At 44.6% G+C, this 20,824-nt stretch carries 16 protein-coding genes; 7 read left to right on the forward strand and 9 right to left on the reverse strand.

Going from position 1 to position 20,824, the window contains the following annotated elements; genetic code table 11:
* Positions 1-855 (reverse strand): pseudouridine synthase (locus U1F02_RS06485; protein ID WP_409989560.1); only part of this gene is annotated, 855 nt, incomplete at its 3' end.
* Between the two features lie 187 nt (positions 856-1,042).
* On the opposite strand from U1F02_RS06485, the gene U1F02_RS06490 reads away from it, so the two are divergent.
* Positions 1,043-3,268 (forward strand): NADP-dependent isocitrate dehydrogenase, encoded by a 2,226-nt coding sequence (locus U1F02_RS06490; protein ID WP_409989561.1) that lies wholly within the window; start codon positions 1,043-1,045, stop codon positions 3,266-3,268.
* 93 nt (positions 3,269-3,361) lie between these two features.
* Here U1F02_RS06490 and cspD read toward each other — a convergent pair whose 3' ends face one another.
* Positions 3,362-3,613, reverse strand: a complete 252-nt coding sequence (gene cspD, locus U1F02_RS06495) for a cold shock domain-containing protein CspD (protein ID WP_409989562.1) — start codon at positions 3,611-3,613, stop codon at positions 3,362-3,364.
* A 268-nt stretch (positions 3,614-3,881) separates the two neighbouring features.
* Here cspD and clpS point away from each other — a divergent pair, with 268 nt between their 5' ends.
* Positions 3,882-4,256 (forward strand): ATP-dependent Clp protease adapter ClpS, encoded by a 375-nt coding sequence (gene clpS, locus U1F02_RS06500; RefSeq protein ID WP_409989563.1) that lies wholly within the window; start codon positions 3,882-3,884, stop codon positions 4,254-4,256.
* 36 nt (positions 4,257-4,292) lie between these two features.
* A complete protein-coding gene (clpA, locus tag U1F02_RS06505) occupies positions 4,293-6,593 on the forward strand; it encodes an ATP-dependent Clp protease ATP-binding subunit ClpA (protein ID WP_409989564.1) in 2,301 nt (766 codons plus the stop codon).
* Between the two features lie 91 nt (positions 6,594-6,684).
* Here clpA and infA read toward each other — a convergent pair whose 3' ends face one another.
* From infA to aat, 3 genes are all read right to left on the reverse strand, one after another.
* Complete coding sequence (gene infA / locus U1F02_RS06510; protein ID WP_189416300.1) at positions 6,685-6,903, reverse strand: translation initiation factor IF-1; 219 nt, start codon at positions 6,901-6,903, stop codon at positions 6,685-6,687.
* A gap of 107 nt (positions 6,904-7,010) precedes the next feature.
* The gene (locus tag U1F02_RS06515; RefSeq protein ID WP_409989565.1) at positions 7,011-7,718 is read right to left on the reverse strand and encodes an arginyltransferase; all 708 of its coding nucleotides are present in this window, start codon (positions 7,716-7,718) and stop codon (positions 7,011-7,013) included.
* A gap of 17 nt (positions 7,719-7,735) precedes the next feature.
* Entirely contained in the window at positions 7,736-8,461 is a 726-nt protein-coding gene (gene aat / locus U1F02_RS06520; protein WP_409989566.1) for a leucyl/phenylalanyl-tRNA--protein transferase, read from the reverse strand.
* A 326-nt stretch (positions 8,462-8,787) separates the two neighbouring features.
* On the opposite strand from aat, the gene U1F02_RS06525 reads away from it, so the two are divergent.
* The 3 genes from U1F02_RS06525 (at position 8,788) to U1F02_RS06535 (ending at position 13,592) form a co-directional block, all read left to right on the forward strand.
* The gene (locus tag U1F02_RS06525; RefSeq protein WP_409989567.1) at positions 8,788-10,710 is read left to right on the forward strand and encodes a PrkA family serine protein kinase; all 1,923 of its coding nucleotides are present in this window, start codon (positions 8,788-8,790) and stop codon (positions 10,708-10,710) included.
* Between the two features lie 99 nt (positions 10,711-10,809).
* Complete coding sequence (locus U1F02_RS06530; RefSeq protein WP_409989568.1) at positions 10,810-12,084, forward strand: YeaH/YhbH family protein; 1,275 nt, start codon at positions 10,810-10,812, stop codon at positions 12,082-12,084.
* On the forward strand, positions 12,081-13,592 hold the full coding sequence (locus U1F02_RS06535) for a SpoVR family protein (protein ID WP_409989569.1): 1,512 nt from the start codon (positions 12,081-12,083) through the stop codon (positions 13,590-13,592). Before U1F02_RS06530 ends, U1F02_RS06535 begins: the two co-directional genes overlap by 4 nt.
* Before the next feature lie 80 nt (positions 13,593-13,672).
* Here the strand turns inward: U1F02_RS06535 and trxB are convergent, their stop codons facing one another.
* Positions 13,673-14,620 (reverse strand): thioredoxin-disulfide reductase, encoded by a 948-nt coding sequence (gene trxB, locus U1F02_RS06540; protein WP_409989570.1) that lies wholly within the window; start codon positions 14,618-14,620, stop codon positions 13,673-13,675.
* Between the two features lie 191 nt (positions 14,621-14,811).
* Here trxB and U1F02_RS06545 point away from each other — a divergent pair, with 191 nt between their 5' ends.
* The gene (locus U1F02_RS06545) at positions 14,812-15,021 is read left to right on the forward strand and encodes a DUF1289 domain-containing protein (protein WP_409989930.1); all 210 of its coding nucleotides are present in this window, start codon (positions 14,812-14,814) and stop codon (positions 15,019-15,021) included.
* On the opposite strand, the gene U1F02_RS06550 is transcribed toward U1F02_RS06545, so the two are convergent.
* From U1F02_RS06550 to U1F02_RS06560, 3 genes are read right to left on the reverse strand one after another with little or no spacing between them, the layout of a single operon-like run.
* Positions 15,008-16,768, reverse strand: a complete 1,761-nt coding sequence (locus U1F02_RS06550; protein WP_409989571.1) for a putative bifunctional diguanylate cyclase/phosphodiesterase — start codon at positions 16,766-16,768, stop codon at positions 15,008-15,010. The genes U1F02_RS06545 and U1F02_RS06550 overlap by 14 nt on opposite strands.
* 17 nt (positions 16,769-16,785) lie before the next feature.
* Positions 16,786-17,247, reverse strand: a complete 462-nt coding sequence (locus U1F02_RS06555) for a response regulator (RefSeq protein ID WP_409989572.1) — start codon at positions 17,245-17,247, stop codon at positions 16,786-16,788.
* A complete protein-coding gene (locus tag U1F02_RS06560; RefSeq protein ID WP_409989573.1) occupies positions 17,240-20,530 on the reverse strand; it encodes a PAS domain S-box protein in 3,291 nt (1,096 codons plus the stop codon). The genes U1F02_RS06555 and U1F02_RS06560 overlap by 8 nt, the downstream gene beginning before the upstream one ends.
* Between the last annotated feature and the right edge of the window lie 294 nt (positions 20,531-20,824).

Below are 20,824 nucleotides of genomic sequence, written 5' to 3' on the forward strand. Positions count from 1 at the left end.
CGAAGGCTTAACAATCACCTTGGTCGCAATCTTAGGATTCGGCGCCGTTTTAGGCGCGCTTGTTTTAGATGCAGCCGGTCTAGGCCCGCCGGGTTTGCGTGGTCGAGGTTTGTTGTCGCCAGCAGGTCCGTTGGCATTATTACGGGATGGACGCTGTTGTCCATCCTTTGCTTGTTCTCCAGACGATGGCTTGCGCGTTTGATTTTGGTTGGGTCTGTTGTTGCGATTGCGCGGAGCTTCCGTCATCGCCGATTTAGGCAAGTTAACTGTGGTCGCTTTATACTCCCCCGGTGCTATTCCTTCCAGTGTCCAATTCCCAATCTTCACTCGCACTAAACGTAAAGTCGGGTGACCAACGGCAGCGGTCATTCTGCGAATCTGGCGATTTTTGCCTTCGGTAATCACAATCTCAATCCATTGCGTGGGGATATTCACCCTGCTGCGAATCGGCGGGTCGCGTTCCCACAATTTGGGGGTGGGGATTAAGCGTGCTTCGGCGGGCAAAGTAATGCCATCATTTAGCTCGACGCCTTGGCGCAGTTTGGTCAAGGCATAGCTATTGGGCGCGCCTTCAACTTGCACCCAGTAAGTTTTGGGTAATTTGTGCGCAGGGTGGGCTATATGGTGTTGTACCTGCCCATCGTCAGTTAAGAGCAAAAGCCCTTCGGAATCGTGGTCGAGCCTGCCTGCTGGATATACATTCGGTAGCTTGATGTATTGCGCCAAAGTAGGGCGATTTTGGTCGCCGGTAGAACCGGGACTGAATTGCGATATCACGCCATAAGGCTTGTTGAATAAAATCAGTGATGACATGGAACAGTCAAATCCAATAGGAATAGAAGAATAGGGAGCCATTTTGATGACTCCCGCGAATGCCAAAAGTTTACAGCACTGTTATAATGCGCGCGATTTTTTTGACGGCAGCGCTTGCTGTTTTGATGAGCCCGCCCGCTATTTCTTTCCTTTTCATAATCTCATGGCAAAGCTCAAAAGGCCCAGTCCCATGGTAAGTCTCATGAAATCCACGGAGTTAAAGTAAAAAATGACCGATTCTAAAATTATTTATACACAGACAGACGAAGCCCCTGCACTAGCCACTTACTCTTTACTCCCCATAGTTCAGGCCTTTACCAAATCATCCGGCATTGCCATCGAAACCCGCGACATTTCGCTCTCAGGCCGCATCATCGCCGCCTTCCCTGAATTCCTGAAGCCAGACCAACGTATTGGCGATCACTTGGCCGAACTTGGCAAGCTAGCAACATTGCCAGAAGCTAACATCATCAAGTTACCGAACATCAGTGCCTCTATTCCGCAATTGAAGGCCGCTATCAAAGAATTGCAATCTCAAGGTTATGCCTTGCCAGATTACCCGGAGTCACCCAGCACCGACGCTGAGAAAGATGCAAAAGCCCGTTACGACAAAATCAAAGGTTCTGCGGTAAACCCAGTATTGCGTGAAGGTAACTCAGACCGTCGCGCGCCTTTGTCTGTAAAAAACTACGCACGTAAGAATCCCCACAAAATGGGCGCTTGGGCAGCAGATTCCAAATCACACGTTGCGCATATGGATGCAAATGATTTCTACGGTAGCGAAAAATCAGCGCTTATTGCTGACGCCGGTAGTTTGAAAATTGAATTGGTTGCGCAAGATGGCAGCGTAAAAGTATTGAAAGAATCGGTAAAAGTGTTAGCAGGTGAAATTGTTGATGCATCGGTTCTCAGCAAAAATGCATTGCGTACTTTTATCGCGGCGCAAATTGAAGATGCAAAAAAATCTGGCGTGCTTTTGTCTATTCACTTGAAAGCCACCATGATGAAAGTATCTGACCCGATTATTTTCGGTCATTTCGTATCTGTGTTTTACGCTCCAGTGTTGGAAAAATACGCTGCAGAAATTAAAGAACTCGGTGTTGATGTTAACAACGGTATTGGTGACCTCTACACCAAAATCAAATCATTGCCAGCGGAAAAACAAGCGGCAATTGAAGCTGATATTGCAGCGCTTTACGCAACTCGCCCACAGTTGGCGATGGTGAATTCCGATAAAGGTATTACCAACTTGCACGTACCAAGCGATGTGATTGTTGATGCATCTATGCCAGCCATGATTCGCGATTCCGGCAAAATGTGGAATGCGGAAGGCAAACTGCAAGATACCAAAGCCTGTATTCCAGATCGTTGCTACGCAGGTGTTTACCAAGTAGTAATTGACGATTGCAAAAAGAACGGTGCATTCAATCCTGTGACTATGGGTAGCGTGCCCAACGTAGGTTTGATGGCGCAAGCGGCAGAAGAATACGGTTCACACGATAAAACGTTCCAAATTTCTGCAAACGGTGTTGTGCGCGTAACTGATGCAGCGGGCAAGGTTGTGTTGGAGCAAAATGTTGAAGCTGGCGATATTTTCCGTATGTGCCAAGTGAAAGATGCTCCCATTCAAGATTGGGTGAAGCTTGCGGTAAACCGCGCGCGCGCTTCTAACACTCCAGCCGTTTTCTGGTTAGATCCAAAACGTGCGCACGATGCACAGTTGATCAAAAAAGTTGAAACCTATTTGAAAGACCACGACACCAGTGGCCTTGAGATTTACATCAAGACTCCAGAAGAAGCGACTCAATACTCTTTGGATCGTATCCGCGCTGGTAAAGACACCATTTCAGTAACGGGCAACGTATTACGTGACTACCTCACCGATTTGTTCCCCATCATGGAGCTCGGCACTTCTGCAAAAATGCTGTCAGTCGTTCCGCTCATGAACGGCGGCGGTTTGTTTGAAACAGGTGCAGGCGGTTCAGCACCTAAACACGTTCAGCAATTCGTGGAAGAGGGTCACCTGCGTTGGGATTCTTTGGGTGAATTCCTCGCCTTGGCAGAATCCTTGGATCACTTCGGCAACGTGACTAACAATGCGAAAGCCAAAGTTTTCGCCAAAACTTTGGATCAAGCTAACGGTCTGTTCCTGGATAACAACAAATCTCCTGGCCGTGCCGTAGGTGAATTCGACAACCGTGGAAGCCATTTCTACTTAGCCATGTACTGGGCACAAACTTTGGCTGCACAGACTGAAGATGCAGCTCTGGCGGCGCAGTTCGCGCCTTTAGCGAAAGCCTTGACTGAGAACGAAGCCAAAATCGTTGCTGAGTTGATTGCTGCGGGTGGTAAGCCAGTGGACTTGGGTGGTTACTATCGCCCAGACTTCGACAAAACCTCTAAGGCAATGCGCCCAAGCGCGACCTTCAATGCAGCTTTGGCTACCTTAGGCTAATTAGTCGATAGCCGTAAAACAAAACCCCTTGGGTGTGAGTCCAAGGGGTTTTTTATTTGATGGTTCTTTTTAACGGCTTGCGGGTAAACGGGTTTAGGCGGGTTCTACGGTTTGTCCGCTTAGGCTCGAATGTTCTTCCATGTCGGGTGCGCAAATATTTATCGCATGCAGACCTTTGTCACCTTTGGTGATATCGAACGAAACCTGCTGACCTGCTTTGAGGGTTTTGTATCCTTCCATCTTGATTGCTGAATAGTGCGCAAACAAATCTTCGTTGCCTTGATCGGCTAAAATAAAGCCGTAACCCTTCGCGTTATTGAACCACTTAACTGTACCTGTGGGCATATTGAATTCCTGCGCCTTGGCACCATATTGGTATATATGTTGCCTTCGTTATTATTACCCCAAAGAGTTTTGGGACTTGTAGGCTTACGCATTGGATTGATGCTAAATGAAAAAATTAGCGCCAAACTGCTGATAATTTGTTCAGCGTGACGCGTTTTTTATCCAACATTTGCTCCAATGTCAAGTTTTCAGCGTATTCATGGTGGTTATGCCGATGAGTTACAATGCCGTCAACAATCCAACCATTTTATTTTCTTGTTAAAACTCTATGGGCAATCTAACTAAGCTTCAACTAACCTTAAACAAAGACGGCGATTCCGAGGGTGGGGATCTTGATGGCAATCTTGCGGTCATAGAGTCCAAACCTAAGTTAAAACGCCCACCGATGTATAAGGTGATGCTTCTCAACGACGACTACACACCAATGGATTTTGTAGTTGAAGTTTTAGAAAAATTTTTTGCAATGAATCGTGAAAAAGCAACGCATGTGATGTTAACAGTGCACGTACATGGAAAAGCGGTTTGTGGCATCTATACTCGAGATATTGCAGAAACAAAAGCTGCGCAAGTCAATGAATATTCCAGAGAGCATCAACATCCGTTGCTGTGTGATATCGAAGCAGTGGAGGATGACGAAAAGTAGTTGGGTGTGCTTTTTCTGATCAAGAGGGTATGAGTGATGTTAAGCAAAGATCTAGAAGTAACTTTGAATCTCGCCTTCAAGGGAGCGCGTTCGAAGCGCCATGAATTTATGACCGTCGAGCATTTGTTGCTCGCACTTATCGATAACGACTCCGCAGCCAGCGTGCTGCGCGCCTGCGGCGCAGACTTGTCTAGCTTGCGCAAAGAATTAATTGAATTCGTTGATTCCACTACACCCTTAATTCCTGAGAATGATGCTGAGCGTGAAACTCAACCTACCTTGGGCTTTCAACGCGTGCTGCAACGCGCCGTTTTTCACGTGCAATCTTCCGGCAAGCAAGAAGTTACGGGCGCGAATGTATTGGTAGCTATTTTTAGCGAGCAAGAAAGCCAAGCTGTTTATTATTTGAAACAACAAAGTATCGCACGCATTGATGTGGTGAACTTTATTACTCACGGCATTCACAAAGTGTCTGGTCACTCTGAGCACAATCACGATCATCAAGCACAAGAAAATCACGATGAGGAAACCTCATCCGGCGAATCAAGCTCTTCTAATCCTTTGGAAAATTACGCGAGCAATTTGAACGAGATGGCAATGCAGGGGCGTATAGATCCCTTGGTCGGTCGTACCGATGAAGTTGAGCGCGTGTGCCAAATTTTATCTCGTCGCCGTAAAAACAATCCCTTGTTAGTGGGCGAATCTGGTGTAGGTAAAACTGCAATTGCCGAAGGTTTGGCGAAACGCATTGTCGATGGCGACGTTCCGGAAAACCTGTCTGATAGCGTTGTTTATTCGCTGGATATGGGCGCGCTTTTGGCTGGCACAAAATATCGCGGTGATTTTGAAAAACGTTTTAAAGGTTTGTTACACGAACTTAAAAAGCAAAAGAAATCAATTTTGTTTATCGATGAGATCCACACCATTATTGGCGCCGGTGCGGCGTCTGGCGGTGTGATGGATGCATCGAACTTGTTAAAACCTTTGCTTTCATCGGGTGAAATTCGTTGCATGGGTTCAACAACTTACCAAGAGTTCCGCGGTATTTTTGATAAAGATCGCGCGCTTTCTCGTCGCTTCCAAAAAGTTGATGTAGATGAGCCTAGTGTTGATGAAACCTATCACATTTTGAAAGGTTTAAAGAGCCGTTTCGAGCAACACCACAATTTGCGTTACACCGATGCTGCTTTGCGTTCTGCGGCGGAATTAGCTGCACGTTACATCAATGATCGTTTCTTGCCAGATAAAGCAATTGACGTAATTGATGAAGCGGGTGCTTATCAACAATTGCAACCGGCAAGTAAGCGTAAGAAAACCATCGGCGTAACCGACGTAGAAAATATCGTTGCGAAAATTGCACGCATCCCTCCAAAAAGTGTTTCGTCTTCTGATAAAGAGCAGCTCCGTAAGCTGGATCAGAATTTGAAGATGACAGTCTTCGGTCAGGACGATGCGATCGATACTTTGGCTACTGCGATCAAGTTGTCGCGCGCTGGTTTGGGTGCTTCTGAAAAGCCGATCGGTTCCTTCTTGTTCTCTGGCCCAACCGGGGTTGGTAAAACCGAAGTATCTCGTCAGCTTGCGAAAGCCATGGGAATGGAGTTGATCCGCTTCGATATGTCCGAATATATGGAGCGCCACACCGTGTCCCGTTTGATTGGTGCACCTCCAGGTTATGTTGGTTTTGATCAAGGTGGCCTGTTAACTGATGCAATCAACAAACAACCCCACTGTGTGTTGTTGTTGGACGAGATCGAAAAGGCGCACCCCGAAGTATTCAACTTGCTCTTGCAAGTGATGGATCACGGTACGCTTACCGACAACAATGGCCGTAAAGCTGACTTCCGTAATGTAATATTGATTATGACCACTAACGCCGGTGCAGATGTGATGAGCAGGGCCTCTATAGGCTTCACCCATCAAGATCACTCTACCGACGGTATGGAAGCGATCAAGAAAATGTTCACCCCGGAATTCCGCAACCGCTTGGATGCCATCGTACAGTTTGGTCCGTTAACCTTGGCCACCATCAAAACGGTCGTGGATAAGTTCTTGATGGAACTGCAAACTCAGCTGGACGACAAGCACGTTACTTTGGAGATTACCGAGACGGCGCGCGAGTGGCTGGCAATCCATGGCTACGATGTGCTGATGGGTGCGCGTCCAATGGCTCGCTTGATTCAGGACAAACTGAAGAAGCCGCTGGCCGAGGCCATTCTGTTTGGGGAGTTGTCACAAGGTGGCGGTACGGTTGAGGTTGACCTTGACCCGATCACCGATCAGTTGGACATCCATATCACTGCCAAGCAATCCAACCCGCAAACGGCCAAAGCCTAATTGCTTCAAGCCAAAAACGAAAAAGCCGCTGAAAAGCGGCTTTTTTATTGCGTGTCTTATTCGCTAGATACTCATTAACGCGAGATACGAATTAGCGAGCGCGGTAGGTAATGCGACCTTTGGTCAAATCGTAAGGTGTCATTTCAACCTTTACTTTGTCGCCAGTCAGGATGCGAATGTAGTTTTTGCGCATCTTTCCAGAAATGTGGGCAGTTACTACGTGACCGTTTTCCAGCTTAACGCGGAAGGTGGTATTTGGCAGTGTGTCTACAACTTCACCATCAAACTCAATATTGTCTTCTTTTGCCATGCGGCACAGTCCTCGGCTAAAACGTGTGGGAGCTAAAAATAGGCGCGAATTGTGCCTGAAATAGCCAGCTGAGCCAAGAGGAAAGCGGAAATAGGGAGCTTTTTTCTCTAATTAAGACGTAACCAGCGACGATTTACCAACAATTCCAAGGGGCGGTAGTCAGTTTTGTAGTTCATCTTCTCGCATTGTTTAATCCAGTACCCCAAGTAAACGTAACTCAGCCCCAGCTCTTTTGCTTTTTCGATCTGCGCCAAAATGGCAAATTTCCCCAGGCTGCGTTCGCTTAAAGCTGCGTCGTAAAAGGTGTAAACAGCCGAAATCCCATCCTCCAGATAATCACACACAGAAACGCCTATCAGGATACCGTTCAAGCGAAACTCAAGGTAACGCGTTGCGCCCCATTCGCTGGTTAAGAATGCTTTGTACTGTTCTTCAGAGGGCGGGTACATATCGCCGTCTTGGTGACGACCTTCGATGTAGCGAGAGTAGAGGTTGTAGTGCTCAAGAGTATCTATTCGGCTGGTTGTGGAAATACTAATGTCCTTATTCTTGAGCCAGCAGCGACGTTGACTACGGTTGGGACGGAATAATCCGACGGGAATGCGACAAGACATACACGCTTGGCAACTGGCACATTGCGGGCGATAGAGATGACCACCACTGCGGCGAAACCCAAGCAAAGAGAGTTGGCTGTAAAGCGTGATGTCTATGGTAGCTTCGGGGTCAACAAAAACGGTCGTTGCTTGCTCGCCGTCGATATAACTACAAGGATGCGGCTGAGTCGCAAACAATTTCAGTGTAGATAGATCAGTCATGTCGGCCTCGCCATATTTCAGTGATCATCCTCGGGCTTCAGGTTGGACCAGTGCAGAGGATAATTAGGGGCAACCCTAGCAAAGTCTACCAAAAGTTGCTGAAACTCTTCACGTGGAATTTCAACGGCACCCAAACTAAAAAGGTGATCATTGGCGACCTGACAGTCAATTAATTTAAAGTCCCATACTTTGAGTTGATCTACTAAAAATGCCAAGGCCACTTTTGACGCGTTATCGGCACGGCTAAACATGGATTCACCGAAAAAAATCTTTCCCAAAGCCATTCCATACAAGCCGCCAACCAGTTCTTCATTTTCGCCTTGGGTTTTCCACACTTCTACTGAATGAGCGTGGCCGCGCTTGTGGAGTTCTGTGTAGCTAGCAATCATTTCTTCGCTGATCCAAGTGCCACTTGCGTAAGCGCGAGGTGCTGCGCATGCACGCATAACGTCCGTAAAGCAATGATCAAATGAGACTCTGTAAGTTCCACTGCGTATAACTTTGCGTAGACTTTTCGATATGTGTAAATGCTCGGGGAAAATGACCGTGCGTGGGCTAGGGCTCCACCACAAAATGGGATCGCCTGGATTAAACCAAGGAAATATTCCTTGACGATAGGCCGACAAAATTCGATCGGGCGATAAATCTCCGCCAATGGCTAACAATCCATTGGGATCATTCAGGGCCAGTGCAGGTGAAGGGAATAAAATAGATGAAGGATCTAACCAAGGAATTTGAGCCATGGGACAATTTATTAACGCAAGAAAAAATGTGTAATAAGTTTAAGGCTTAAACGACAGCTTCGGGAAGAGCGAAAGTAATAAGAGAATTAATTTTCAGTTTGTTAGTAGATTGGCGTGATTTTTGTGTGTAATTTGATAAGTGGCTTTAATGCGTGTAAGCGTCAATATTTTGAATTTAATTGCAGTGTGAAGAGATTTTTAAGGCTATGCTTTACAAAGCGCTTTGAAATTGAAGTAATCGCTTTTCAGCTTCGGTTTATTTGTGTTTGCAATACGACTTTAGGTTTACGCAATTCGCAGGGTTAATCGCTTAGTTGAGGTACATTATGAGCATTTTCAGTCACTATCGTGAGCGTTATGAAGCCACCCAGCAGGAAGAGCTCAGCATTAAGGAGTATTTGGAGTTATGTAAGAAAGACCCCAGTGTCTATGCTTCTGCCGCCGAGCGCATGTTGATGGCGATTGGTGAGCCAGAAATGATAGACACATCATCTGATCCCCGACTCAGCCGAATTTTTTCCAATAAAATTATTAAGCGCTACAAAGCCTTTGGTGATTTTTACGGAATGGAAGAAAGTATCCAGCAAATTGTGTCGTTTTTTAAACATGCCGCGCAAGGTTTAGAAGAGAAGAAGCAAATTCTTTATTTGCTTGGTCCCGTAGGTGGTGGTAAATCTTCTCTCGCGGAAATGTTGAAAAGTTTGATGGAAAAAATGCCCATCTACTGCATTAAAGGTTCCCCTGTTTTTGAATCCCCCTTGGGATTATTCAATCCCGATGAAGATGGAAAAATTCTTGAGGAAGATTACGGCATACCTCGTCGTTACGTGAAAACCATTATGTCGCCTTGGGCCGCCAAGCGTTTACAAGAGTTTCACGGTGATATTACCCAGTTCAAAGTCGTTAAAGTTTATCCATCAATTCTCAACCAAGTCGCCATTACCAAAACTGAACCGGGGGATGAAAATAACCAAGATATTTCATCGCTGGTCGGTAAAGTAGATATTCGTAAGCTGGAAGAGTTTCCGCAGAATGATCCTGATGCCTACAGTTTCAGCGGCGGTTTGTGCCGCGCGAATCAAGGGTTGATGGAGTTTGTGGAAATGTTTAAAGCGCCGATTAAGGTGTTGCACCCACTATTAACGGCGACACAAGAAGGTAATTTCAATAGCACTGAAGGCTTGGGTGCTATTCCGTTTGACGGTGTTATTTTGGCTCACTCAAATGAGTCTGAGTGGCAAAACTTCCGCAACAACAAAAACAATGAGGCGTTTATTGACCGTGTTTACATTGTTAAGGTGCCTTATTGCTTGCGCGTTAAAGAAGAAATGCAGATATATGAAAAGCTTTTACAGAACAGTTCTCTATCGAAAGCGCCTTGTGCACCTGATACTTTGCGTATGTTGGCGCAATTTTCAATTTTATCCCGCATTAAAGAACCGGAAAACTCCAATGTCTTTTCGAAAATGCGTGTCTACGACGGCGAAAATCTAAAAGACACAGATCCCAAAGCTAAATCATTGCAGGAATATAAAGACGCTGCCGGTGTCGACGAAGGCATGAACGGTTTATCAACGCGTTTTGCATTCAAGATATTGTCAAAAGTATTTAATTTTGATCCCACCGAAATTGCAGCGAACCCTGTGCACCTAATGTATGTGCTTGAGCAGCAAATTGAGCAGGAACAATTCCCCAAAGAGGTGCAAGAGAAATATCTTAATGGTCTAAAAGAATACATTTCTCCTCGCTATGTTGACTTTATCGGTAAAGAGATTCAAACCGCTTATTTGGAATCCTACGCTGAATACGGCCAAAATATTTTCGATCGTTACGTTACCTACGCCGATTTTTGGATTCAGGACCAAGAATATCGTGATCATGAAACCGGAGAAATACTCAATCGTGCTTCTTTGAATGAAGAGCTCGAAAAAATAGAGAAACCTGCTGGTATCAGTAACCCAAAAGATTTCCGCAACGAAATCGTGAACTTTGTGTTGCGCGCTAAAGCAAATAACTCTGGTAAAAGCCCGGATTGGCGTAGCTATGAAAAATTGCGCACCGTGATTGAGAAGAAAATGTTTTCCAATACGGAGGATTTGCTACCAGTTATTTCCTTCAATGCAAAAGCATCTGCGCAAGATAAGAAAAAACATCAGGACTTCGTTCAACGCATGGTTGAGCGAGGATACACCGAGAAACAAGTGCGGCTTTTGTCGGAATGGTATTTGCGTGTAAGAAAATCTCAGTAGTCTTTACGCAGGTCGTTTCCGTGTGAAGCGACTTGCGTTAAGCGTATCCGACACGTGGTAATTAGTAGGCTTGATACATTTTCTGTATAAGGGTTCATCATGAGTTATATCATCGACAGACGCCTTAACTCAAAAAATAAAAGTGCAGTAAACCGGCAACGATTTTTACGTCGTTATCGGGAACAAATTCAAAAGTCCGTTTCAGATGCCATCAGTAATCGCTCGATAAAAGATATAGATAAAGGTGGAAAGGTCAGTATTCCCACCAAAGATATTGGTGAGCCTGTTATTCACCATGGCAATGGTGGCCACAATACGCGCGTCCTTCCCGGTAACAAGCAATTCTCAACGGGTGATAAAGTCAACCGGCCAGAAGGCGGTGCGGCGGGCGGAGGGGGAAAGAGCGCTAGTGATTCGGGCGAGGGAGAAGATGATTTTTCATTTACGCTCTCGCAAGAAGAATTTCTCGATTTTATGTTCGATGGCTTAGAGCTGCCCAATCTTGTAAAACGCCAGTTATCGGGCATTGAAGAGTTTAAAAAAGTTCGTGGTGGCATTGCCAATGAAGGGCAGCCAGGGCGTATTAACATAGTACGTTCTTTGCGCGCCGCCAATATGCGACGCATTGCCTTAACTGCGGGTAAGCGTAAGCGATTGTTGGAGTTGGAAGAGAAGTTACGCGAAATTGACCAAGCTGGAGAATCCAGTCGCGATCTGGTTCAACGGCAACTTGTGTTAGAAGAAATGACAAAGCTTGCCCAAGCGATAAAACGAACTCCTTGGTTAGATACCTTCGATTTAAAATATAACCTTCAAATAAAACAACCCATACCTCGCTCGAAAGCCGTGATGTTTTGCATTATGGATGTCTCTGGCTCAATGGATCAGGCGACTAAAGACATAGCTAAACGATTCTTTATTTTGCTCTACTTATTTTTACAACGTAACTACGAAAAAACGGAAATTGTTTTTATACGGCATCACACAAGCGCGAAAGAAGTTGATGAAGATGAGTTTTTTCATTCACGTGAAACGGGCGGGACCGTGGTTTCCAGTGCGTTGAAGTTAATGCAAGAAATTATTGAGGATCGTTATTCACCTAGCGAATGGAATATTTACGGTGCGCAAGCGTCAGACGGCGATAACTGGGGTGACGACTCTGCTAAGTGTAAAGAATTGATGGAAGAAGAGCTTTTACCTTTGTGCCAATATTATTCCTATATTGAAATTACGCCACACGATCGCCAAGCTCTTTGGCATACCTATGAGGAAATTCAGCGGGAGCATTCTGATAAGTTTTCATTGCAGCACATTATAGGTGTTGAAGACATATATCCCGTGTTTCGAGAACTTTTTCATAAGAAGGTCGCATGAAAATAGCTGATAGAAAAAAGGCACCGCTATTCACATCATCCGAGTGGAATTTCGAGTTGATACGTGAATGCGACCAGGCCATTGGCGAAATAGCCCGTGAGTTTGGGCTGGATACTTACCCTAATCAAATTGAGGTTATCAGTTCCGAACAAATGATGGATGCCTACGCGGCTGTGGGTATGCCAATTGGCTACCATCACTGGTCTTACGGCAAGCAGTTTCTAAGTACGGAGAATTCATATAAGCGCGGGCAGATGGGGTTGGCCTACGAAATAGTCATCAATTCAAATCCGTGTATTGCGTATTTGATGGAAGAAAATACGATGACTATGCAAGCCTTGGTGATAGCTCATGCTTGTTACGGGCATAACTCTTTCTTTAAAGGTAACTATTTATTTAAAACCTGGACAGACGCAGATTCCATTATTGATTATTTAGTTTTTGCGAAAAATTATATTAGTAAATGTGAGGAGCGCTACGGTATCGCTGAAGTTGAGGCGATTCTTGATTCATGTCACGCGCTCATGAACTACGGTGTTGATCGTTACAAAAGACCCTATCCCATTTCCGCGCACGACGAAGAGTTACGTCAAGCTGAGCGCGAAGAATACCTTCAAAAACAAGTGAACGATTTGTGGCGAACGATCCCTAAGTCAGTTGCCGGTAAGTCAGAAAAAAACATGCCGCGTTTTCCAACCGAGCCGCAGGAAAATATTTTATATTTTCTGGAAAAAAATGCACCCTTACTGGAGCCTTGGCAGCGTGAGGTGATTCGTATAGTTCGGAAAATCGCCCAATACTTTTACCCGCAACGCCAAACTCAAGTGATGAATGAAGGTTGGGCTTGCTTTTGGCATTACACATTGTTGAATGAAATGTATGACCGTGGGTTGGTAACAGATGGCTTTATGCTGGAATTTTTGCAGTCTCATACAAGCGTCATCGCACAACCCGCTTACGATAGCCCGTATTTTAGCGGGATTAATCCTTACACCTTAGGTTTTGCGATGATGATGGATATTCGTCGCATCTGCGAAAATCCAACTGCGGAAGATCGCGATTGGTTTCCTGATATTGCGGGTAGCAATTGGAAGGACACCTTGCAATTTGCAATGCGAAACTTTAAAGATGAAAGTTTCATATTACAGTTTCTCTCGCCGAAAGTGATGCGTGATTTGAAACTATTCAGTATTGTCGATGACGATCGCGAAGAAAAAATTGAAATTTCGGCGATTCATGACGAAGGCGGCTTTAGAAAACTGCGTGAAATCTTAGCAGGTCAATATAACCTAGGAAATCGCGAGCCGAACATTCAAATTTATAACGTTAATGTTCGCGGTGATCGCGCGTTGACTTTGCATCACGCTATGCATAACCGCAAACCTTTGGCGGACTCGGTAGATGAGGTTTTAAAGCATTTGCATCGGTTGTGGGGATTTGATGTTCACTTACATTCGTTTGATGGTGATGTCATTCAACAGAGTTTTCATTGCCCAGCACACGCCTGAATCGAATTAAAGATTTAGTCATTTAAAGCAATAAAAAAGCCGCTCAGTGAGCGGCTTTTTTATTGGAACTTAAGATGTCTTTAGAGATTGTCCAAATACTTCTCAGCATCCAACGCAGCCATACAGCCCGCACCAGATGATGTAATCGCTTGACGGTATACGTGGTCAGCCACATCGCCCGCTGCGAACACACCAGGGATGTTGGTTGCAGTGGCGTTGCCATGTAATCCGCTTTGCACTATCAAATAGCCGTCCTTCATATCTAATTGACCGGCAAAAATATCGGTGTTGGGTTTGTGGCCAATTGCTATAAACACACCCGCAACATCAATTTCTTGTGTGGAATTATCTTGGGTGCTTTTCAAGCGTAAGCCTGTTACACCTGCATCACCACCTAAAACTTCTTCCAATTGATGGTTCCAAATAATTTTCACGTTGCCATTGGCCGCTTTTGCAAACAATTTGTCTTGCAGAATTTTCTCTGACTTCAACTTGTCGCGACGGTGAATCAAAGTCACTTCGCTGGCGATATTGGACAAATACAAAGCCTCTTCTACAGCAGTATTACCGCCGCCTACAACGGCAACTTTTTGGCCGCGATAGAAAAAGCCGTCACAAGTTGCACAGGCACTTACGCCGCGGCCTTGGAATGCTTCTTCCGATGGCAAGCCTAAATATTGAGCAGACGCGCCCGTCGCAATAATTAACGCATCGCATGTGTAAGTGTTGGAGCCAATGAGCTTGAAAGGGCGCTCGGTCAACACGGTTTCATGGATGTGATCAAAAATGATCTCGGTGTTAAAGCGTTCCGCGTGTTCCTGCATTTGAACCATCAAATCAGGGCCTTGCAGGTCGTGAACGCCACCTGGCCAGTTCTCTACTTCAGTTGTGGTGGTTAATTGACCACCTTGTTGCATACCTGTAATGATGACCGGCTTGAGGTTGGCACGCGCGGCATAAATGGCGGCGGTGTAACCCGCAGGGCCAGAACCGAGAATGATTAAACGATGGTGTTGTACGTCGCTCATGGTGTTTCCTTAGGCTGGTGTTCGATAATTGTTACTCAAGTGGGTGCATCATAGGCGAATACCGGGGTTGGCGCAAAATTGTCTGTGTTAATGCGAGGCATTGGGTAAAGCTATAAGGACGAGCTTATATTTGCGACAATCCGCCCTTACTTACAAAGTTTGCACAAGAATTCAACGAGCCTTTTTTCATGATGCTAAACCAAGAAGTTGCTTCGCCTTGTATACGCAACTGTTGCTTGGATGACCAAGACATATGTGTGGGGTGTGGGCGGAGCTTGGGTGAAATTACTCGCTGGAGTACCAGTAACAATGTTGAAAAACAGTTCATCCTCTCTGCCGCTGCTAGGCGGCGCCAGTTGCGTGCGGATGCTAAAAACTCGCAGGGAACTAGCTCGGAATAATTCCACTGTCCATGCTTAATAGTGTTTTCCATGCATCGGCTTTGTGGCTTGCAAGTAATTGCTCAAAGTGATCATGGGCAATAGGCTTGGAAAATAAATAGCCCTGTAAGAAATCTGCCCCGCAGTCACGACAAAACTTCGCTTGCTCTTTGGTTTCAACGCCTTCCACCACAATTTTTAAATTCAGGCTTTTACCAAATACGATCATGGCGCGCAGAATTCTGCTGTCATCGCTATTTTCAGGTACGCCTTGCACAAACGTCCGGTCAATTTTTAAGGTTCTTGCGGGCAGTGCTTTTAGATAAGCCATTGAGGAATAGCCTGTGCCAAAGTCATCCACGGAAATTTCCAACCCGTGGTCCTGTATTTTGCGTAAAAGTTCTGCAGCAATCGTGAAGTTCTCAATCAATACTGATTCTGTTATTTCCAGTCCAATGCAGGATCCCGGTAACTCCGTTTTATCCAAATCTGCTTTGATGGCGTTGAAAAGTTCCTCATCTGTAAGCATCTGGGCGCACACGTTGATACGAATTGTAAAGTTTGGTGAAACGAGTTTTTGATTTCGCCACTTGGCGAGTTGTTGACACACTTTTAACCGGCTGCGCGAATCAATCTCAACTATCAGCCCAATCTCTTCAGCAAGGGCAATGAATTCACCGGGCGGTAATATTCCGCGAGTAGGGTGATCCCAGCGGATTAAACTTTCGGCCCCGGTTATTTCTAGTGTCTTCGCATCGATAATGGGTTGGTAGTAAACGAGGAAGTGATCTGTAGGGATGAGCGAGCGCAATTCTTTTTCAAGACGAATTCGCTCCTGCACTTGCGCTTGTAATGCAGATGAAAAGAAATGGTAGTTGTTTTTTCCATCGCGCTTGGCTCTGTACATGGCCAAGTCTGCCGCTTTCAACATGTCCCCTGCATTATTTCCAGCATCAGGATAGGTTGCCACCCCAATACTGGCAGATATAAATTGCTCGGTGTTTTTGATAACAATGGGTCGACGAAGATCTTCAAGGATACGTTCCGCGAGTTGAATAATAGGGTCTTGCGATTCGAAGTTATGGGCGAGTATGGCAAATTCATCGCCGCCTAGGCGGCAGACGATATCGCCGTTGCGGACAACGTGGAGTAAACGGCGAGCAACTTCTTTTAATAACTGATCTCCCGCGTCATGCCCCATGCTGTCGTTAATAATTTTAAAATTATCTAAATCGAGAAATAAAAGTGCTAGCTGATCGTTCAAACGATTAGCGCGAGGAATCGCTGTACGCAAACTTTCATCAAAATAATAACGATTTGCCAAACCTGTTAATGAATCGTTCTCCGCAAGAGTGCGCAAGCGTTGATGACTCTCATGCAATTCACGTTCAAGTAAATGGCGCGTTCGCGCATGAACAATGGCGCGGGTTAAATGTTTATGAGAGATTTCGGATTTAAACAATACATCTTGCGCACCTGCTTCTATGCATTGTTGTTCAAGCAGATCGTCTTCCATGGCTCCTGTTAATATGATGATAGCGGCGTGGTGATTCGGATTACGAACCAGCATGCGGAGCGTGTCGAGGCCATCCATATCGGGCAAACGATAATCAAGTAGCACGGCATCGAAATCGTCAGACTCAAATTCTTCCAAGCCATTATTGGCAGATGATGCTTGCGTTATTTGAATATTCCACTCCGCTTTTCTGAAGGTGCGAACGATTGCTTGTCTATCCAATTCATTGTCATCAATTAATAGCAATTTCATCCCATGGGCTCCGTTAACTACTGAAGAGCTGCATTCGGCATTTCGACAATGCGCCAGTAATGGTTTAGTAGGCCAACAACCTGCAAAAAATCGTTATCCATTCTTTGCTTTAATAAGTAGCCTGCAACGTGCTCGCGGTATGCGGCAAGGATGTCTTCATCAGATTTGGATGTGGTTAATACAAACACAATTGCTTGTGTAAGTTCAGGATCAGAGCGTAATTCCTCTAAAAACTCCAAGCCGCTCATGCGAGGCATATTGAGATCCAACAAAATAATATAAGGGGATGGAATATCACCTGATCGTAAGACTTCTATAGCTTCCAAACCGTCGCGAGCGCGATAAATAGGGTTGAGCAACTTAAGCTTCTGCAAAGCACGCTTGAGCGATGTTGCATCAATATCATCATCCTCAATCAAAAATAAGCTGACCTCTTTACAATCTTTATCGGCTGATGGTGGGTAAACTCGCTCAATCATTTTCTGCTCTCCGTTGGATATGTTGAGGCCAGCTAAAGCTAAAGCAAGTACCTCGGCCACTGGATTTTAAGGTGATGTAGCCGCCGTATGTCTCAACTAATTTTTTAATGAGCGCCAATCCCATGCCGCTCCCCTCCAGTTCATCACGCGGTTTTAAAGTTTGGAACATACCAAATACTCGTTTGTGGAATTTTTCCGGGATTCCAGGTCCATCGTCGCAAACGGTAAATTCAAAGTATTGACTATCTAATTCTTTGGAGCTTATTTGAATGAGGCCTTCGTTTTTATCATGATGTTTAATGGCGTTGGAGAATAGATTGCGAATAATTAATTCAAAGGGGGTGCTTAGTGTTATAAATGTTGGCAATTTATTTAAAATTTCTAACTTTAATCCAGGTTTAGTGTTTTGAATGTCGAATATATCCGTTGCCATTTGGTTGGCGTCTATATTAACCAGTTGGCCCTCCGTTTTTCCGGCTCGATAAAATATAAGTAAATCATCCAACAGTTTTTCCATGCGTTGAATGCGATTGCGCAGAAGATGAGTATGTTCAATGACTGTAGGTATTTCATTGCTTGCCAGATCCTCTTCAATCCACGTGGATAGTTGAGCGATACCGCGCAAAGGTGATTTGAGGTCATGGGATGCAACGTAAGCAAATGTTTCTAGCTCTTTGTTGCTTCGTTCAAGTTCGTGGTTGCTGCGTTCTAATTCTGCTTTGCGGTTAGCTAGCATGCTCGCTGTTTTGATTATTTCTGTTATGTCACGATTAATTGCAGATACGCCAATAATATTTCCGCTCGCGTCTTTAATTGGCGAAAGAGTAATTGACACGTTGATAACTCGGCCATCTTTGCATAAGCGTCGTGTCTCAAAGTGTTTTATCACTAAGCCAGCGCGTACTTGTGAGAGTAGGTTTTCTTCTTCATAAATTAAATCGTGAGGAAATAGTAGGTCTCGAATGGGTTTTCCAATTGTTTCTTCTGCCGTGAATCCAAACATATTAACCGCGCCCAAATTCCAGCTGGTTATAATGCCTGTCGGCGTTTTACTTATAATTGCATCTTCCGAAAATTCCACGATTGCAGAGCGTAACATTTCTAAATCGTGGATTTTCGCAAGAGCTAACTCTTCACGTGTAACATCGATACAGGTACCTAGCACGCGTACTTTATCTTTGTGCTCAATCTTAGCTTTCGCATGTAGGTATTTGATGGTGCCGTCTGGTTGAATGATGCGATATTTACAATCAAAAGAGCCAAGATTTTTGATGGCATTTTGAAATTGCCTTTCGGCATTTTCAATATCAGAAGGATGAATGTTTTGTTTCCAAGCTTTATAGTCCGCGGTAAAGTAATTTTTCTTCCTGCCATAAATTTCGAACATTGTTTCGTTCCAAATTAGCGTTCCTTCCTTAACAATATATTCCCAAACGCCAATTTGGTTGATGCGGGTTGTAATCTCTAACTTTTCGCGGCTCTCGTTTAATGCTTTTTCTACTTTGCGTCGCTCGGTAATATCTACGATTGAAGCCAGTACTTTTAGTCCTGAATTTGTTTGTAATGGTGCTAAACCAATTTCAATAGGAAACTCAGTGCCATCTCTATGAAGGCCACACAGCTCACGCCCAGCACCCATTTGACGAGGGGAAGGATTGGAGAAAAAGTTATTTCGATTTTCAGCGTGCGCTTTTGCGGCACCGGATGGAATAAGTTTTTCTACTTTGTTATTTAGTAATTCGCTTCGATTGTGGCCAAATATTTTTTCTGCTTGTGCGTTAACAATTTCAATTACGCCGTCAGTGTTGACCATTATTATTCCGGTGGGCATGGCCTCGATCACTTGTAGTAGCCGTGCTTCAAGTTCTCTGCGGGCAAGGAGGCTGTCCTGAAACACGCTAAGTGTACGCGCCATCTCTCCCATTTCTTCCTTATGCTCCAAATAAGGTATCTCTTGGGCTTCGTTTTCATGGGCTATGGCCGTCATTGTCTCTTGTATTTTCTTTAGCTGGGAAGTAAGGCTACGAGTTATTAAGCTGGTAACCAGTAGTCCGGCAATTAAAAAACCTATCACGAAGATAATCACTAACTGCTTGGCTTGAGTTTCAATTCGAGCAACAGAGTTATTTATGCCAGCAATATTTTGTTGTGACTGATAACTTATTTTTTCGAGCGTCTCCTCCATAGACAAAACATATTCCTGACCTTCGTACACGGTGCGCGATGAAAAGGTTTCAATATCGCCCTTTTCAAGAGCTGCCCATGAAATCTGCGTGAATGTGATCCATGCATTGAAGTTGGCGGTTAATTTTTCAATATCTCGATTCAGCGATGTATCGTGTATCGATTGGACAGCATCTTGGAACCGCTTCTCAGTCTTAGAAATAGCAGAAGGAACATCTTGAAACTCAGCAATTGCTTTTTCGACAGCAACATTTTTCAACAGCCGGTTTAAAGATTCGATATCGTTTTTTATACGCTGCGATGTGTTACTTGTTTTTAAAGGGTTTTCATAGAGCTCATGCGCCAGATTAGACACCGTTTGGATTTGCATAATCGCGATGGATCCAATGCCTACAACCAATACGGCCATGAAAGCGAAACCGGATACGATTCGTTTAAAGAAGTTGAGTTGATTAAATGCATCCACAGTGGGTTTGTATAGATACAACGTAATTGCAATAGAAAACAGACTCAAACCAAGCGCAGTGTGGGGTGCCATTTTAATGCCTAGCCAAACAAATGCAGGAATACTTCCTACACCGTTGCCGACTAGCGCAACTAGCGTAACGATGATGTTAATTAGATTTAAAAAAACAGTGGGTATAGTTCGTAGTAGATCTTGCCGGAGCAGCAGTAAGGATAAGCTTATGATTGCAATGCAAAAGGCCGATGCTGGCGCCATCGTTTGGCCATTGATTTTAACCGCGTTAGATTGCGAAATAAGCCAGTAATCTCCATCCAAATTAACACCTGTGGCCACTTGCAGCAGTTTCGCTCCGCTTAAAATCGCCATAATAAGTGCGCATATTTTTAGCAAGAAAAATTGTCGTGTTAATACAAAAAATAGGGATATGGAAGATAAAAAAATGCAAACAGCGGTGTTATATGCCATGCGCACTATAACAATTTGATTTTCGCCAAAAGCGGAGGGGTTGTGCCACGCGAAAATAACGCTGATACCCAAACAAAATAGGCTTATTGCGATCGAAGCAACGACCCATATTGTTTTCGGAGTCCCATATGTATGAGGAGTTCCATATGTATTAACAGGAGCATTCATGCGTTTTGGCATCCATTATCTATGTAGTTCAATCGCAATTTAAATTGGATCGCCTGCCGCATTTTTGCTCCGCAGAATTAGCGCGTTCACGCTGTGTCGTCAGACTCTTCTGATGAAGCAGAGATGCATTAAGTTCAATAGATTAAATAAGTGTATAACCTCTCCTCCAATAGTACAGGTGTGTTGAATGTAAATATTATTACTCGGCGTTACACCAAAATAGCCACGAAAAATGTACGGTTATTTTTTTGATTGGTCATTCAAATTGATAAAATGATTGTGCGGATTTTGTTT

Source organism: Cellvibrio sp. (genome assembly GCF_046347455.1).
Lineage (GTDB): Bacteria > Pseudomonadota > Gammaproteobacteria > Pseudomonadales > Cellvibrionaceae > Cellvibrio.

Coding starts and splice junctions, on each gene's coding strand:
- U1F02_RS06490 (WP_409989561.1), top strand. CDS start 1,043: ATGACCGATTCTAAAATTATTTATACACAGACAGACGAAGCCCCTGCA.
- cspD (WP_409989562.1), bottom strand. CDS start 3,613: ATGCCCACAGGTACAGTTAAGTGGTTCAATAACGCGAAGGGTTACGGC.
- clpS (WP_409989563.1), top strand. CDS start 3,882: ATGGGCAATCTAACTAAGCTTCAACTAACCTTAAACAAAGACGGCGAT.
- clpA (WP_409989564.1), top strand. CDS start 4,293: ATGTTAAGCAAAGATCTAGAAGTAACTTTGAATCTCGCCTTCAAGGGA.
- infA (WP_189416300.1), bottom strand. CDS start 6,903: ATGGCAAAAGAAGACAATATTGAGTTTGATGGTGAAGTTGTAGACACA.
- U1F02_RS06515 (WP_409989565.1), bottom strand. CDS start 7,718: ATGACTGATCTATCTACACTGAAATTGTTTGCGACTCAGCCGCATCCT.
- aat (WP_409989566.1), bottom strand. CDS start 8,461: ATGGCTCAAATTCCTTGGTTAGATCCTTCATCTATTTTATTCCCTTCA.
- U1F02_RS06525 (WP_409989567.1), top strand. CDS start 8,788: ATGAGCATTTTCAGTCACTATCGTGAGCGTTATGAAGCCACCCAGCAG.
- U1F02_RS06530 (WP_409989568.1), top strand. CDS start 10,810: ATGAGTTATATCATCGACAGACGCCTTAACTCAAAAAATAAAAGTGCA.
- U1F02_RS06535 (WP_409989569.1), top strand. CDS start 12,081: ATGAAAATAGCTGATAGAAAAAAGGCACCGCTATTCACATCATCCGAG.
- trxB (WP_409989570.1), bottom strand. CDS start 14,620: ATGAGCGACGTACAACACCATCGTTTAATCATTCTCGGTTCTGGCCCT.
- U1F02_RS06545 (WP_409989930.1), top strand. CDS start 14,812: ATGCTAAACCAAGAAGTTGCTTCGCCTTGTATACGCAACTGTTGCTTG.
- U1F02_RS06550 (WP_409989571.1), bottom strand. CDS start 16,768: ATGAAATTGCTATTAATTGATGACAATGAATTGGATAGACAAGCAATC.
- U1F02_RS06555 (WP_409989572.1), bottom strand. CDS start 17,247: ATGATTGAGCGAGTTTACCCACCATCAGCCGATAAAGATTGTAAAGAG.
- U1F02_RS06560 (WP_409989573.1), bottom strand. CDS start 20,530: ATGAATGCTCCTGTTAATACATATGGAACTCCTCATACATATGGGACT.